Origin of the sequence: Methylobacterium sp. E-016 (genome assembly GCF_022829745.1) — a bacterium.
Lineage (GTDB): Bacteria > Pseudomonadota > Alphaproteobacteria > Rhizobiales > Beijerinckiaceae > Methylobacterium.
Window position 1 is genome coordinate 45,632 of record NZ_JAKSYF010000138.1, and the last position, 13,422, is coordinate 59,053.

The following is a 13,422-nucleotide window of genomic DNA, read 5'->3' on the forward strand; positions in this document are numbered from 1 at the left end:
TCGACCCGAGCGAGGACGCGCGTCCGACGCCTGTCGGACGGGACCGGGAAGGGCTGCGAAAAATCCGCCCGGCCTCGCCCGAAGTCAACGAGAGGGAATTTTTAATGCAGACGGCGAGCCAGAAAGACGATCTCCGATCTGGGGCCGCTGGCGAACTATATTCTACTCTTCAAAAGGCTCCTGACCTTCTGCCCTTCGTCCGATCCCGCGGCATCATCGGCGACATCGAGAGCGGTACCGAACCCTCGCCGTCTCGCGAACGGATGCGTGCGCTCGATGCCGTCATCGATCGACGGACCCTACTTCCTTGAGCGCGCCGAGGGCCAACCCCTACGCCAACGTGCGGGCGATGACGCAGGCGCTCGCGCACGACCCGCACATCGAGCGCCTCTCGGTGCCGCTGCAATCGGAGTCGGTCGCCGACTTCATCCGCGAGCGCGACCGCGGCTCGGTGATCCCGGGGCCGCCAGCATCGTCCGCATCGGCCGGCGGGCGAATCATCCGGTAGGGCGCCGCGGACCATCGCGGCGCATGGTGCGCAACGGCGTCGTCCGCTCGATGCCGGGGGCATGCAGGGCAGTACCGGTCAGCGCCGTCACCGCCGCCTGGTCCGCAGGGCCAAACCCAGCGCGCCCGGCCAGAACACGAGGCTCAGGGCGATGACGGGCCAGAGGTTGCGTCCCTTCCAGGCCGCGATCCCAGCCGGCAGGAGCAGGATGGGGATGGCGACCGCGAGGAAGAGCCAGAACTGGAGGTCGCTCATGGCTTCTTCAGGCAGGTCGCGACCGGTCGGGCGTTCTTGGCGGGCTTGGACTGCAGGTCCATGCATCCGACGGTGGCGATGCCGTCGGTGATCGTGACCGAGGGAAGCACCGCGTAGCCTTGGCAATAGGCGCCGATCAGGATCTCGTCGCGCCGGCAGAGCACGTCCTGCCGCACCAGGCCGTCGAGGGCGGGGCCGACGGGACCGGGCTCGCCGCGCTCGCCCCTGTCGCCGGTCGCGCCGCGCTGCCCGGTCGCGCCGGTGAGGCCCGCGTCCCCTCGGGGGCCGGGCGGGCCGGCATCGCCCTTCGGCCCGGCCGGGCCGGCGGGGCCGGGCTTCGGATCCTGGCAGCCGCCGAGGGCGAGCAGGATGCAGGCACCGAGGAGGGACAGCCGCATCCGGCCGACCTCATCACCGATGGGCAAACGTCGCGGACGCACGGTCGGCGAGAGCGGGATCAAGGTGGCGCGCCGGACGACCGGATCAGGATCGGCCGTGCTTGCACGAATTCCGGAAGGCCTTGCGCGCCTTGCCGTGCAGGCCCTGCTTGTCGGCCTGCATCGAGCATTCCTTCGATCGCGCGGTGCGATCCGCCTTCGGCGCCGCGGGCTTGCTCCCCGGTGCCGTGGGATTGGCCGCCGGTGCGGTGGCCGCCGACCCCGGCACCGCGCCGGGCGCGTTCGCCGTGCCCTGCGCACGTGCGGGGGCGACGAGGAGAAGGCTGCTGGCGACCAGAGAGGCGGCGAGACCGAGCTTCATGATGGTAGGCTCCCGTGAGGCGGCTGAAACGGATCCGCCCAGCCCGGCGTTCCGCCCCACACGGATCGTTGATCGACGCGTTTGCGCGGGTTCTGCGACTCCGGTCCGATTCGAACGCCGTTTCGGGCGCCGCTCGGTCATTCTTCGGCAACCTGTCTGCCGCACCATGCCTTGACTGCCTCGGCAGCCAGCAGATCTGCCCGATCCGCTGCGGCGGCCCTGCCTGCCCCCTCGGGCAGGGTCGCCTCCCCGGGCCTGGCGCGACGCTCCGGCCGGCCCTTCCGTCCGGATCGTCTGTCACGGCTCCGAGACTTCGGGGACGGCGCCCTCGCCGTCCTTCCCGTCCTCCGTGCCGTCGCGGCCGGCCTCGGGCGGGGCTTCCTCCATCTCGGTGGTCTGCAGCCAGGTCATCAGGCGCTGCAGGCTGTCGAGGGACGGTTCCTCGGGGCGAGCGGTGGCGAGCGCCGCGCGGACTTCGCGCAGAAACGCCTCGGCATCGTCATCGGACATCGCGGCTCAACACGGTTGATGCCATTCCCGGTCGCTCATCGGAGACGATGACGGAGCCCGGCAGCGGTTGGCCGGGGGCTCGTCGCCCGTTGCGCCGAACGCCGTGGACACCGCGTTCGGGCCTGTGCGGGGGCGGAACGCGACGCCCAGGCGCCGCGGATCCCATGGGGTCAGGACGTCGACCACTCGCGCTTGACCTCCTCGGCCGGCCGGTCGAGGCGGACGGTGTCGCCCTCGACCGCCTGGACGAAATCGACCGGGATGTAGTGGTGCAGGCCCCCGGCGGCCGCGTCCTTCTTCGTCAGCTTGATCTCGCCCTTGTCGACGTGATCGACCGTGCCGACGTGGGCTCCGTCCGAGCCGACGACCTCGGCGTGTTCCTTGATCTGCGCGACGTCGACCATGCGTTTTCTCCCATAATACGGCTGTCTCAACGGGATGCGCCGCGTCGATGTTCCTCGTTCACGCTCCCGGCACAGGCCGTCGATCGGGCATGAACTGTCGATCGGGCCGTCCTGACGCGGGCGGGCTCCGGCGGAACTGTCCCGGGCGGATACGGTTGCGCTCATCACAGGCCTACGGACGGGGTGAGGTTCATCGTGCGCGACTGCAAGCGACCGTCACGCCGGAGCCTGCTGCGATCCGGGGGCGGCGTCGTCGCCGGCACGCTGCTCGGGATGACGGCCGTCGCGGGTGCGGAGAGCGAGGCGGGAGGGCCGGCTGTGACGGAGACGGGCCGGCGCGCGAAGTCCCTCGACACCGACTACTTCAAGGGCATGTACGCCACCGAGGCCGATCCCTGGCAGTTCGCCTCGAGCGCCTACGAGCGTGCCAAGTACCAGGCGACGCTCGCCGCCCTGCCCCGGCCCCGCTACGCGTCCGCCCTCGATGTCGGCTGCTCGATCGGGGTGTTCACGCACCAGCTCTGCCAGCGCTGCGATGCCGTGGTCGGGCTCGACGTGGTTCCCTCCGTGATCGAGGCGGCCCGCGCCCGCTGCGCCGATTGCGCGAATGCGCGCTTCCAGCTCGCCGCCGTTCCGGGGCAATGGCCCAACGGGCGGTTCGACCTGATCGTGATCTCGGAGGTGGCCTACTACCTCGACCGGGCCGATCTCGCGCGTCTCGTCGCACGGGTGGAGAACGCGGTGCTGCCCGAGGCCGACATCGTGCTGGTGCACTGGCTCGGCGTCACCCACTACCCGCTTTCCGGCGACGACGCGGCCGAAGGCTTCATCGCCGGCGCGAAGGGCTTCGCGCGGGTGCTGGCGCAGTCGCGAACCGCCGAGTACCGGCTCGACGTGCTGCGCGCGACCAAGCCGGGCGCCGCCTCGACGCCGTGATCGCGCTTCGGGAACGGTGCGCGCCAGCGGTCTCGGCCGGCCTCGCGTCGCACGCATCGGCTTCGGGATCGAGCGGCCTCATCGCATCGGCGTCCGGTCCCTGCGCCGGGCCAGCCCGTCCGCCACGACGAAGAGCAGCAGGCCGGCCAGCATCAGGAGGAAGCCCGCGAGCGACTGGAGCGGTCGCGAGGCGACCAGGTGGACCAGCATGAACAGCGTGACGCCGAGGAAGATCAGCGGCGTGACCGGATAGCCCCAGGCGCGGACCGGCCGCGGCAGGTCGGGCCGGGTGACGCGAAGCCTGATCACGCCGAGGACGGTGAGGAACGAGCACAGGATCAGGCTGAACTGGATGAACTCCAGCACCGCCTCGAAGCTGCGGGTGAGGAGCAGCAGGCTCGCGACGACGGCCTGCAGCAGGGTCGCGGCCACGGGCACGCCGGTGCGGGCGCGCCGCGCGAACACGCGCAGCAAGGGCGCGTCCTCGCCCATCGCCACGGTGACGCTCGGCCCGATCCACATCATGGCGCTGATCGTCGGGATCAGGCCGAGGCAGATCAGGATGCCGACGAGCCGCCCGCCCGCCTCGCCGAACACGTGGCGCCCGCTGATCAGGGCGACCTCGATCTGCCCGGCGAGCTCCGCGGTCGGCGTCGTGTAGAGGAACACGGCGTTCAGCGCGACGTAGAGCACGAGCACGACGCCCGTCCCGACGAACAGCGCCCGCGGCAGGCTGCGCGGCGGATCGGCCAGATCCCCGACGATGTAGGTCGCCGCGTTCCAGCCCGTGTAGGCGTACATCACGAAGACGAGGCTCACCGCGAAGCTCGCGCTGAAGATCTGGCCCGGGTCGGCGGCGCTCGGCGCGAAGTCGGTCGACCCGCCCCCGCCGCCGGCGAAGCCCGCGACGATGAAGAGCACGATCAGCGCGAGCTTCAGCAGCGTGAAGCCGACCTGGATCGCATCGCCGTGGCGGCTCCCGACCAGGCGGATGGCGGTCACCCCCCAGACGACCGCGAGGCCGAGGGGCAGGGGCGGGGTCCCCGGCAGGATCGCCTGCGCATACTGGCCGAACGCCATCGCCGCGAGCGCCACCGGCGCGGCGAACCCGACCGTCGCGGAGAGCCAGCCGGCCATGAAGCCGAAGGCGGGGCCGTAGGCGCGGGTGAGGAAGTTGTACTCGCCGCTGGAGCGGGGAAACATCGCCGCCAGCTCGGCGTAGCTGAACGCCCCGCACAGGGCGACGACGCCGCCGACGAACCACAGCAGCAGCAGCGTGAAGCCGGACGTGATGTCCGTGACCTGGAAGCCGAGGCTGGTGAAGACGCCGACCCCGACCATGTCGGCGATCACGATCGACGTCGCCGCCCGGGTCGAGACGAGCGGCGCCGTTCGCGCCGCGGGCGGATCACCGATGTCGGACATGGCCGCGATCATCGCCGCGCCGACCCGCGCGATCAAGCGCGAGGGCTCGGGCACCGGAGACGGCGCGGTTCCGCCCGGAGAGGGGCAGGCACCGGCCTCGGCGGATGCGGCGGCCGATCGGCGGGCACCCGCCGACGCCCGAGCAGGTCGTCGACATCGCCAGGCGCTCGGCCGCCGGCCCCGCGACGCCGCGGTGACGCGCCGATGCCCGGCCGGCGCCGCGCGAGGGTCCATCCTCGGCGCTCAGCCGACGTCGAACGTCTCGATGTCCAGCGAGAGACGGGCCCGGAAGACGACCTTCCGGTGCTCGTCGCGGACCACCGCGAGGTAGTCCTGGCGCTCGGGGACGGCCGCGAAGCCCTGCGCGATCTTCGACATGATCCGGACGAGCTTCTCGCGCGCGGCATCCGCATCGGGCAGATCGAAGCCCTCGGTGTCGCGCACGAAGTGCGCGCCGTCATGCAGGTCGATGGTGAAGCGCGGCATTGCGGGACATATCCGTGGGATTTTATCCCACAGATGCGGCATCCGCTCTTCCGTGGGAATGATCGTTCGGTCGCAGGTGACGCCGATCAGGACCTCCGGTGATGGATGCCTGCTGCGAGAACCGAATGCGTGTGATGAACGGGAAACTATCAGGGGGATGGACGGGTGAACAGGCGCGACGATTGATCTCGCGATCACGAAGCGGCGCGTTCGTAACGCCCCGACAGAACCCGCGGGCCGCTGCAGCCGGATGATCGCGGCGTTCCCGCTCTCCGCCCCGCGGCGGTTGCACCGTGCCGGCCGCCCCGCGATGGTGCTCCGGAACGCCCGGACCGGACCTTGCCCCATGGATACCCTCTCGCTCGTCCTCGACGCGTTCTCGCCGATCGCGGGGCGCCGCATCGTCGATATCGGGTGCGGCCCCGGGGCGATGTCGGCTGCGCTGGCCGGCCACGGCGCGCGGGTGACGGGGATCGACCCCGGCGAAGCGGTGGTCGCGGCGGCCCGGCGCCGGGCGCCGGACTGCGCCTTCGAGATCTGCTCCGCCGAGGCCCTGCCGTTATCCGACGGGACCTTCGGCGGCGCGGTCATCCTCAACGCCCTGCACCACGTTCCCGACCCGCGCGCGGCGCTGGACGAGGCGGCCCGCGTCGTCGCACCGGGCGGCCGGATCGTCGTGGTCGAGCCGCTGGCCGAGGGCAGCTTCTTCTCGGCGCTCAAGCCGGTCGAGGACGAGACCGCGATCCGCGCCGCGGCGCAGGGCGCCATCGCCGCAGCGATCGCGGCCGGGGCGTTCCTCTGCCTGTCCGACACGAGGTTCGTGCGTCGCGAGGCCTTCGCCGACCGCGATGCCTTCCTCGAGCGCGTGGCGGCGGTCGATCCGGCGCGGCGTGCCGCGATCCGCGACAACGCGTCGGCGATCGCCGACGCCTTCGCGGCCGCCGCCGGGACGGATGCGGACGGGCGCCACGTCCTGTCGCAGCCGCTGCGCGCGCACGTCCTCGTGGCGGCGACGACGTCCTGAGCCTTACGGGTGCGCCTTGGCCAGCCGGTCGAAGGCCAGGAGCTCGGACACGAGCGCCGGCATGTCCCGCAGCGCCACCATGTTGGGGCCGTCGGAGGGGGCGCGATCGGGATCGGGGTGGGTCTCGATGAAGACACCCGCGACGCCAACCGCGACGGCGGCCCGCGCCAGCACGGCGACGAAGCGGCGCTCGCCGCCCGAGCTTCCCCCCTGCCCGCCCGGCTGCTGCACCGAGTGGGTCGCATCGAACACAACCGGCGCGCCGCCCGTCACCGCGGCCATGATCGGCAGGCTGCGCATGTCGGAGACCAGGGTGTTGTAGCCGAACGAGGCGCCGCGTTCGGTGACGATCACGTTCGGGTTGCCGGCCCCGGTGACCTTGGCGGCCACGTGCTGCATGTCCCAGGGTGCGAGGAACTGGCCCTTCTTCACGTTGACCACGCGGCCGGTGGCGGCGGCGGCCAGCAGCAGGTCGGTCTGCCGGCACAGGAAGGCCGGGATCTGGAGCACGTCGACCACCTCGGCCGCCGGCCCGCACTGCCCGGCATCGTGCACGTCGGTGAGCACCGGCAGGCCGTAGCGCGCCTTGATCTCGGCGAAGATCGGCAGCGCGCCGGACAACCCGATGCCGCGGGCGGCGCCGCCCGAGGTGCGGTTCGCCTTGTCGAACGAGGCCTTGAACACGAGGGCGATCCCGAGGGACTCCGCCATCTCCTTCAGCGCGGCCGCGATCTCGAGCGCGTGGTCGCGGCTCTCGAGCTGGCACGGGCCGGCGATCAGTGCCAGCGGCAGGTGGTTGCCGAAGGCGACCGTGCCGGCGCGGACGGTTCTGGGCGTTGGGCTGTCGGTGGAATCGGGCATGGCCGGAGGCTTAGCCCGCCGGAGCCTCCCGCGAAAGTCCGGCCTTGCGGCGCAGGGCGGGCGGCCGGTTCGGCACCAGCACGCAGACGGTGAGGTCGCCGGCCAGCGCGTCGGCCCGCGGCCCGGTCTCGCAGCGCAGGGCCGCCTTGCCGGCGACGCCCTGGCGCGGTGCGTCGGCCAGCAGCGAATCCTGGTGGACCTGCCGTGCCAGCACCTCGGCGGTCTCGGCGTCCGCGCCGGCGAGCGCACGCGCCGCCCGGCCGATCAGCTCGTAGAAGCCGCGCTCCGGCTCGCGGTCGCGGGAGGCGAACACCATCCGCGCCGGCGCCCGGCAATCGAGGCTCATGCGCTCGGCATCGGTCGCGCGGAACACCGCGCGTGTGCCGGCGCGGCCGGCGAGCGAGGCGCCGGTGGCGCGGATCATCGCGGCGGTCAGCCCGTCGCAGGACGCGACGCGCGCGGCGCGCGGCGCGGCGCAGGCCGGCAGCGTCGCCGCCAGGACGAGGAAGCCGGCCGCCCGGAGCAGGCCGCTCATTCCTGCGGCGCCGCGCGCACCGCCCGCTCCGATTCGAGCGCGGCGAGCAGGATGCAGAGCGCGATCCCTTCCGCCGCCTCCCGGACCTCGGACAGGCTCGGATAGGACGGCGCCAGCCGCAGCGCCGCGTCGCGGGGGTCGCGGCCGTAGGGGAAGGTCGCGCCGGCCGGCGTCAGGCCGATGCCGGCGCCCTTGGCCAGCTCGACGATGCGCTCGGCGGTGCCGACGCCGGCGTCCACGCTGACGAAGTAGCCGCCCTCGGGCCGGCTCCAGGCCACGTCCGTCTCGGTCAGGTGCCGCGCGAGCGCCTCGGTGACGGCGGAGAACTTCGGGGCGAGGAGCTCGCGCTGGCGCTCCATGTGGGCGGTGAGTCCCTCTGCGTCGCGCAGGAAGCGGACGTGCCGGAGCTGATTCAGCTTGTCCGGGCCGATCGTGCGCTTGCCCGCCCGCGCGAGGTACCAGCGCACGTTGTCGGGGGAGCCGGCGAAGAAGGCCAGACCCGCGCCGGCGAGCGTGATCTTCGAGGTCGAGGCGAAGATGAAGGCGCGGTTCGGATGCCCGGCCGCCCGGCAGGCTTCCAAGATGTCGGGGATCGCGTGGTGCTCGGGCGTGAGGTGGTGGACGGCGTAGGCGTTGTCCCAGAACAGGCGGAAGTCCGGGGCGCCGGCCTTCATCGCGGCGAGCCGCCGGACGGTCTCCTCCGAATAGATCTCGCCGGACGGGTTCGAGTATTTCGGGACGCACCACATCCCCTTCACCGCCGGGTCGGCGACGAGGGCCTCGACCACCTCCATGTCCGGCCCGTCCGGCGTCATCGGCACCGGCAGCATGCGGATGCCGAATTCCCCGCATAGGGCGAAGTGGCGGTCGTAGCCCGGCACCGGGCAGAGGAAGGCCGGCGCCTCCTCGCGCGACCACGGGCGCTCCGAGCCCGGCACGCCCTTCAGCATCGCCCAGACGATGCAGTCGTGCATCACGGCGAGGCTCGCGTTCTCGGCCACCACCACCTGCTCCGCGGGCACGCCGAGCAGCGCCGGCCCGAACAGCGCGCGCGCCTCCGCCAGGCCCTGCAGGCCGCCGTAGTTGCGGGCATCCTCCCCCGACGCCGTGGTGTGGTCGCCGTTGCCGGGCAGCGCCAGCATGCCCGACGCGAGGTCGAGCTGCTCGGGCGAGGGCTTGCCCCGGGTCATGTCGAGCTTGAGCCCGCGGGCGCGGAACGCTTCGTAGGCGCCCTGCGCCTGCGCGTAGCGCGCGGCCAGTTCGGCGGGGGACAGATCTGCGAGTGCGGTCATCGGGAAGGCGCCGGGTTGTTCGGATGTCGGGCGTGTCATAGGCCGATCCGTGTGCGAGCGCACGCGAAAGGCGCGTCGGCGACGCGGTCGAACCCCGACCGGGCTTTCCAGGTGCCGGACGGCTGGGCTAGGTTCGCGGCGAGGGGGTGCTCGCTCCGAGAGCGCCATGATCGACGACGTCTTCACCTATGGCGGACAGGCCCTGGGTTTCGTGGCGATCGGCCTGTGGGCCTGGCTCGCCCTGACCGCACCGTCGCTGCAGGCCTGGATCCTGGCACGCTACGAGGACGAGCTGCGTCTCGGCGCCGCGCCGTCGGCGCCCGCGCGCCCGGACCGGATGGGGCTCGTCGCCGGCGGCGTGACGATGGTCGCGATCCTGTGCCAGTCGATCGGGTTCGCGATCCCGGACTGACCGGGCGCCACCCCGCTCAGCGTCTCCCGAACAGCCGCTCGATGTCGTGGCGGCCGAGGGCGACGTAGGTCGGGCGGCCGTGGTTGCACTGGCCGGAATTCGGCGTCGCCTCCATGGCGCGCAAGAGCGCGTTCATCTCCTCCGGGCGCAGGCGCCTTCCGGCGCGGATCGAGCCGTGGCAGCTCATCCGCGACAGCACCGCGTCGAGGCGCCGCCCGAGCGGGCCGTCCTCCAGGGCCCCGGCCCCGCCCTCCTCGACCCCGCTGTCGTCCAGCGCGTCGAGGATGTCGGCGACGAGGTCGCGCACCGAGGCGCCGGCCAAAGCCGCGGGCACCGCGCGCACCAGCACCGCCCCGGGGCCGAACGCTTCCAGCGTCAGGCCGAGCCGGTCGAGCTCGGGGGCGGCCGCGGCCAGCCGCTCGGCGGCCTCGGGCGCCATCTCGATCACGTCGGGGATCAAGAGGCCCTGGCGCAGGATGCCGCCCGCCGCGCGCTCGCGCTTCATCCGCTCGTAGACGAGGCGCTCGTGCGCCGCGTGCTGGTCGACGATCACCACGCCGTCGCGGGTCTGCGCGACGATGTAGGTCTCGTGCAGCTGCGCCCGCGCGGCGCCGAGGGGATGGTCGAGGGCATCCTCGGCGCCGTCGCGGCTGCGCAGGTCGGCCGCGGGCGGCGCCAGGTCGGCCATCGGGTCCGGAAAGGCGTCGGCCGCGCCGTCCGGCGCCAGCGATGCCTGCGCCGCCTCGCCGAAGCCGTGCGGCCGATCCGGCGCCGGCCGGTGGAAGCCGGACGGGGCCGCGACGGACGGGGTGCCCGGGCGGAACAGGCCGGTCCGCGCGCCCTGGAACAGGCTCGGGCTCGCCGTCCCGCCATGCTGCGTCAACGGGATGCCGCCCGAGGGACGCAGGGCCTCGAGGGTGCGGGCCGCCACGCCGGTCGAAGCCCGCGCCCCGCCGCGGCGCAGCGCCTCGTGGATCGCGCTGACGACGAGCGCGCGCACCAGCCCCGGATCGCGGAACCGCACCTCGGTCTTGGCCGGGTGGACGTTGACGTCGACGAGGCCGGGCTCGCAGGCGATCGCCAGCCCGAGCACCGGATGCCGGTCGGAGCGCAGGGTGTCGGCGTAGGCGCCCCGCACCGCGCCGAGCAGCAGGCGGTCGCGCACCGGCCGGCCGTTCACCGTGAAGTGGATGTGGTTGGCCGCGCCCCGGTGGAAGGTCGGCAGCCCGACATGGCCGGTGAGCGAGAAGCCCTCCCGCGCCATCGCCACCGGCAGGGCGTTCGCGGCGAAGTCCGATCCCAGCACCTGCGCGAGCCGGGCGAGGCTCGCGGTCGCGTCGTCCGGCTCGGCCCCGGCGAGGGCCGGCAGCACCAGCGGCGTGCCGTTCTCGCTCGTCAGCGTGAAGCGGATCGCGGGCTGCGCCACCGCGAGCCGGCGCAGGATGTCGGAGACCGCCGCGCTCTCGGCGCGGTCGGATTTCAGGAACTTCAGCCGCGCCGGCGTCGCCGAGAACAGGTCGGTGACCTCGATCCGGGTGCCGCGCGCCGCCGGCGCCGGGCGCACCGCGCCGCGCAGGCCCGCCTCGACGGTGAGCGCCGCGCCCGAATCCGCGTCCGCCGTGCGGGTGGTGATCGACAGCCGCGAGACCGCGCCGATCGAAGGCAGCGCCTCGCCGCGGAAACCCAGCGTGTCGATCCGGGTCAGGTCGCCGCCCGGCAGCTTCGAGGTGGCGTGGCGCTCGACGGCGAGCAGCAGGTCGTCCGGCGACATGCCGGCGCCGTCGTCGACCACCCGGATCAGCCGCCGGCCGCCGGCCTCGATCGTCACCGCGATGCTGCGGGCGCCGGCATCGATCGCGTTCTCGACCAGCTCCTTGACCGCCGAGGCCGGCCGCTCGACCACCTCGCCCGCGGCGATGCGGTCGACGAGGACCGGGTCGAGACGGCGGACGGGCTGCGGGGCGGACATGTCCGGCCGCTTATAGACCCTGCCCGCGCCTCGATCCATCGGCGGCGGCGATCCGCCGGTGGATCCGGTCTCCTCCGATGCTCCGCCGCCCCGTGCCGTTGACGCTGCATTAACCACGCCCGGCTAGCCTTCGTTAACCACGCGGAAGCGGTGCGACGGTCGTCTTCGCACGCGCCCAGCCAGGGGAGTCGGGATCCGGTGCTGGGCTTGGAGGGCGAGGGGCATGCGCGACGGGAGGCGGGCCTTGCCTGCGGCCTCGCGCTGCTGCTCGCGGGCCTGCCGGCCGCCGTCGCGATCGCCCTCCCCGGCCCGGCGCAGGCGCAGGCAACGCGGTTCGAATCCCTGAGCCCCGTCGCCGGCCAGCCCGACAACCCGGGCATCGGGCAGGATCCCGGCCAGGACGGATTGCCGGTGCTGCGCCGCAACCGCCTGTCGGAGGGCCCGCCCCGCCTCAGCAACGGCAATTCCGGCGAGGCGGCGGGCGGCGAATCCTCCGGCGGCCTCACCTCCGGCGGCGCCAGCCTATCGGGGCCGACCGGGGCCGAAGCCGGCGCCTCGAATCTCGACACCCGGGTCCGCTCCTCCGGCGGCCGCACCGGCGGCGCCACGTCCGGCACCAACAACCGCGCCCCGATCAGCCTGCTGCGTCAGCGCGCGGCGCCGCCCCGGCGCCTGGGGACGGCGACCAAGCGCTACACCCAGGACGTCACCCAGATCCCCGCGCCGGCCCTGCGGCTCTCGCCGGTGATCCAGAACCCGGTGGTCGGCGTGCCGCTGCCGGCCGAGGCGCCGCGGCCGCAGGCGCCGGGATTGCCGCTGATCAACCCGCTGAGCGGCGTCCTCACGCCGGGGGCGCTGCTGACCAACAGCCTGCGGCGGCCGATCGCCACCGAGGACGCCTACGCGCCGCTCGGGATCAGGCTCGGCAGCTTCACGGTGCTTCCGTCCTTCACCCAGAGCCTCGGCTACGACACCAACCCGGACCAGACCACGCCGTCGCTCGCCAAGGGCTCGGTCGCGCTCCGGAGCGAGGGGGAGCTGAATTTCCGCTCGGACTGGTCGCGGAGCGAGCTCGCCGGCGAGCTGCGCGCCGGCTACCTCGAGACCCCGGAGAACGAGGCGGCGAGCCGCCCGAACGCGGCCGGCACCGTGCGCCTGCGGATCGACGCCAACCGCGACCTGCGGATCGACGCCGAGACCCGCTTCCTCGTCGACACTCAGCGCACCGGCAGCCCCAACCTCCAGGCCGTGACCGCGACCAACCGGCCGATCGTCGCGACCTACGGCACCTCGCTCGGCGCGACCGAGACCTTCAACCGGCTCTCGGTGTCCCTGCGCGGCTCGGTCGACCGCTCCGAGTTCGAGGATGCCCGGCTGTCGGACGGGACGGTGATCAGCCAGGCCGACCGCAACCAGAACCAGTACAGCATGCGCCTGCGCACGGCCTATGAGGTGACGCCGGAGATCAGCCCCTTCGTCGAGCTGCTCGCCGACACGCGGGTCTACGACCTGCGCCGCGACACCAGCGGCCTGCGCCGCGATTCCGACGGCATCGCCGCCTCGGTCGGCGCGACCGTGAACTTCACCCGCTCGATCAGCGGCGAGATCTCGGGCGGCCTGCAGCACCGCACCTACGTCGACCCGAGCCTGCGCGGCCTCGACGCGCCGATCCTCGCAGCCGCCCTGGTCTGGGCGGCGACGCCGCTGACCACCGTGCGCCTGAACGCGCAGGCCGGCGTCACCGAGACGACGGTCCCCGGCTCCAGCGGCATCCTGACCCAGACGGCGACGCTGGAGGTGCAGCACGACCTCCTGCGCAACCTCTCGATCATCGTCGGCGGCGCCTACCTCCGCAACGACTACCAGGGGGTGTCGATCCGCGAGACCGGCTTCTCGGCCACCGCCCGGCTCGATTACCGCTTCAACCGCTGGCTGACGCTGCGCGGCACCTACCTCTACCAGGAGATCACCAGCACGGCGGCGACGGCGAGCTTCTCCGACAACACCTTCCTGCTCGGGCTGCGGGTGAACCCGTAGCCCCGGTGC

At 73.1% G+C, this 13,422-nt stretch carries 16 protein-coding genes; 5 read left to right on the forward strand and 11 right to left on the reverse strand.

Annotation, left to right across the window (positions count from 1 at the left end; all coding sequences use genetic code 11):
- Positions 1-307: 307 nt before the first annotated feature.
- Positions 308-508, forward strand: coding sequence for a hypothetical protein (locus MKK68_RS20185; RefSeq protein WP_244032643.1), 201 nt, complete (start codon positions 308-310; stop codon positions 506-508).
- Between the two features lie 87 nt (positions 509-595).
- Here MKK68_RS20185 and MKK68_RS20190 read toward each other — a convergent pair whose 3' ends face one another.
- The 5 genes from MKK68_RS20190 to MKK68_RS20210 form a co-directional block, all read right to left on the reverse strand.
- Positions 596-763, reverse strand: a complete 168-nt coding sequence (locus MKK68_RS20190; RefSeq protein ID WP_187275395.1) for a hypothetical protein — start codon at positions 761-763, stop codon at positions 596-598.
- Positions 760-1,161, reverse strand: coding sequence for a hypothetical protein (locus MKK68_RS29555; protein ID WP_279596018.1), 402 nt, complete (start codon positions 1,159-1,161; stop codon positions 760-762). Before MKK68_RS29555 ends, MKK68_RS20190 begins: the two co-directional genes overlap by 4 nt.
- Positions 1,162-1,246: 85 nt before the next feature.
- Complete coding sequence (locus MKK68_RS20200; protein ID WP_147728969.1) at positions 1,247-1,522, reverse strand: PsiF family protein; 276 nt, start codon at positions 1,520-1,522, stop codon at positions 1,247-1,249.
- A 297-nt stretch (positions 1,523-1,819) separates the two neighbouring features.
- Positions 1,820-2,032, reverse strand: a complete 213-nt coding sequence (locus MKK68_RS20205) for a hypothetical protein (RefSeq protein WP_243935838.1) — start codon at positions 2,030-2,032, stop codon at positions 1,820-1,822.
- 170 nt (positions 2,033-2,202) lie between these two features.
- Positions 2,203-2,436, reverse strand: coding sequence for a DUF2171 domain-containing protein (locus MKK68_RS20210; protein WP_243933815.1), 234 nt, complete (start codon positions 2,434-2,436; stop codon positions 2,203-2,205).
- Between the two features lie 273 nt (positions 2,437-2,709).
- Between MKK68_RS20210 and MKK68_RS20215 the strand changes: the two genes are divergently transcribed.
- Entirely contained in the window at positions 2,710-3,372 is a 663-nt protein-coding gene (locus tag MKK68_RS20215) for an SAM-dependent methyltransferase (protein WP_244032760.1), read from the forward strand.
- 78 nt (positions 3,373-3,450) lie between these two features.
- Here MKK68_RS20215 and MKK68_RS20220 read toward each other — a convergent pair whose 3' ends face one another.
- Both MKK68_RS20220 and MKK68_RS20225 read right to left on the reverse strand, forming a co-directional pair.
- Entirely contained in the window at positions 3,451-4,797 is a 1,347-nt protein-coding gene (locus MKK68_RS20220; RefSeq protein WP_244032645.1) for an APC family permease, read from the reverse strand.
- 243 nt (positions 4,798-5,040) lie between these two features.
- Positions 5,041-5,283, reverse strand: coding sequence for a DUF6894 family protein (locus tag MKK68_RS20225; protein ID WP_147729487.1), 243 nt, complete (start codon positions 5,281-5,283; stop codon positions 5,041-5,043).
- Positions 5,284-5,629: 346 nt separating this feature from the next.
- On the opposite strand from MKK68_RS20225, the gene MKK68_RS20230 reads away from it, so the two are divergent.
- Positions 5,630-6,307, forward strand: a complete 678-nt coding sequence (locus tag MKK68_RS20230; protein ID WP_244032649.1) for a class I SAM-dependent methyltransferase — start codon at positions 5,630-5,632, stop codon at positions 6,305-6,307.
- A 3-nt stretch (positions 6,308-6,310) separates the two neighbouring features.
- On the opposite strand, the gene kdsA is transcribed toward MKK68_RS20230, so the two are convergent.
- From kdsA to MKK68_RS20245, 3 genes are read right to left on the reverse strand one after another with little or no spacing between them, the layout of a single operon-like run.
- Positions 6,311-7,168 (reverse strand): 3-deoxy-8-phosphooctulonate synthase, encoded by an 858-nt coding sequence (gene kdsA / locus MKK68_RS20235; protein WP_244032650.1) that lies wholly within the window; start codon positions 7,166-7,168, stop codon positions 6,311-6,313.
- 10 nt (positions 7,169-7,178) lie between these two features.
- On the reverse strand, positions 7,179-7,703 hold the full coding sequence (locus MKK68_RS20240; protein WP_243933823.1) for a hypothetical protein: 525 nt from the start codon (positions 7,701-7,703) through the stop codon (positions 7,179-7,181).
- Entirely contained in the window at positions 7,700-8,995 is a 1,296-nt protein-coding gene (locus MKK68_RS20245) for an aminotransferase class I/II-fold pyridoxal phosphate-dependent enzyme (RefSeq protein ID WP_244032652.1), read from the reverse strand. The genes MKK68_RS20240 and MKK68_RS20245 overlap by 4 nt, the downstream gene beginning before the upstream one ends.
- A gap of 166 nt (positions 8,996-9,161) precedes the next feature.
- On the opposite strand from MKK68_RS20245, the gene MKK68_RS20250 reads away from it, so the two are divergent.
- Positions 9,162-9,407, forward strand: coding sequence for a hypothetical protein (locus MKK68_RS20250; protein ID WP_147844588.1), 246 nt, complete (start codon positions 9,162-9,164; stop codon positions 9,405-9,407).
- Positions 9,408-9,423: 16 nt separating this feature from the next.
- On the opposite strand, the gene mutL is transcribed toward MKK68_RS20250, so the two are convergent.
- Positions 9,424-11,376, reverse strand: coding sequence for a DNA mismatch repair endonuclease MutL (gene mutL, locus MKK68_RS20255; protein WP_244032655.1), 1,953 nt, complete (start codon positions 11,374-11,376; stop codon positions 9,424-9,426).
- A 207-nt stretch (positions 11,377-11,583) separates the two neighbouring features.
- Here mutL and MKK68_RS20260 point away from each other — a divergent pair, with 207 nt between their 5' ends.
- Positions 11,584-13,413 (forward strand): outer membrane beta-barrel protein, encoded by a 1,830-nt coding sequence (locus MKK68_RS20260; RefSeq protein WP_409567285.1) that lies wholly within the window; start codon positions 11,584-11,586, stop codon positions 13,411-13,413.
- The last annotated feature ends 9 nt before the right edge of the window (positions 13,414-13,422 follow it).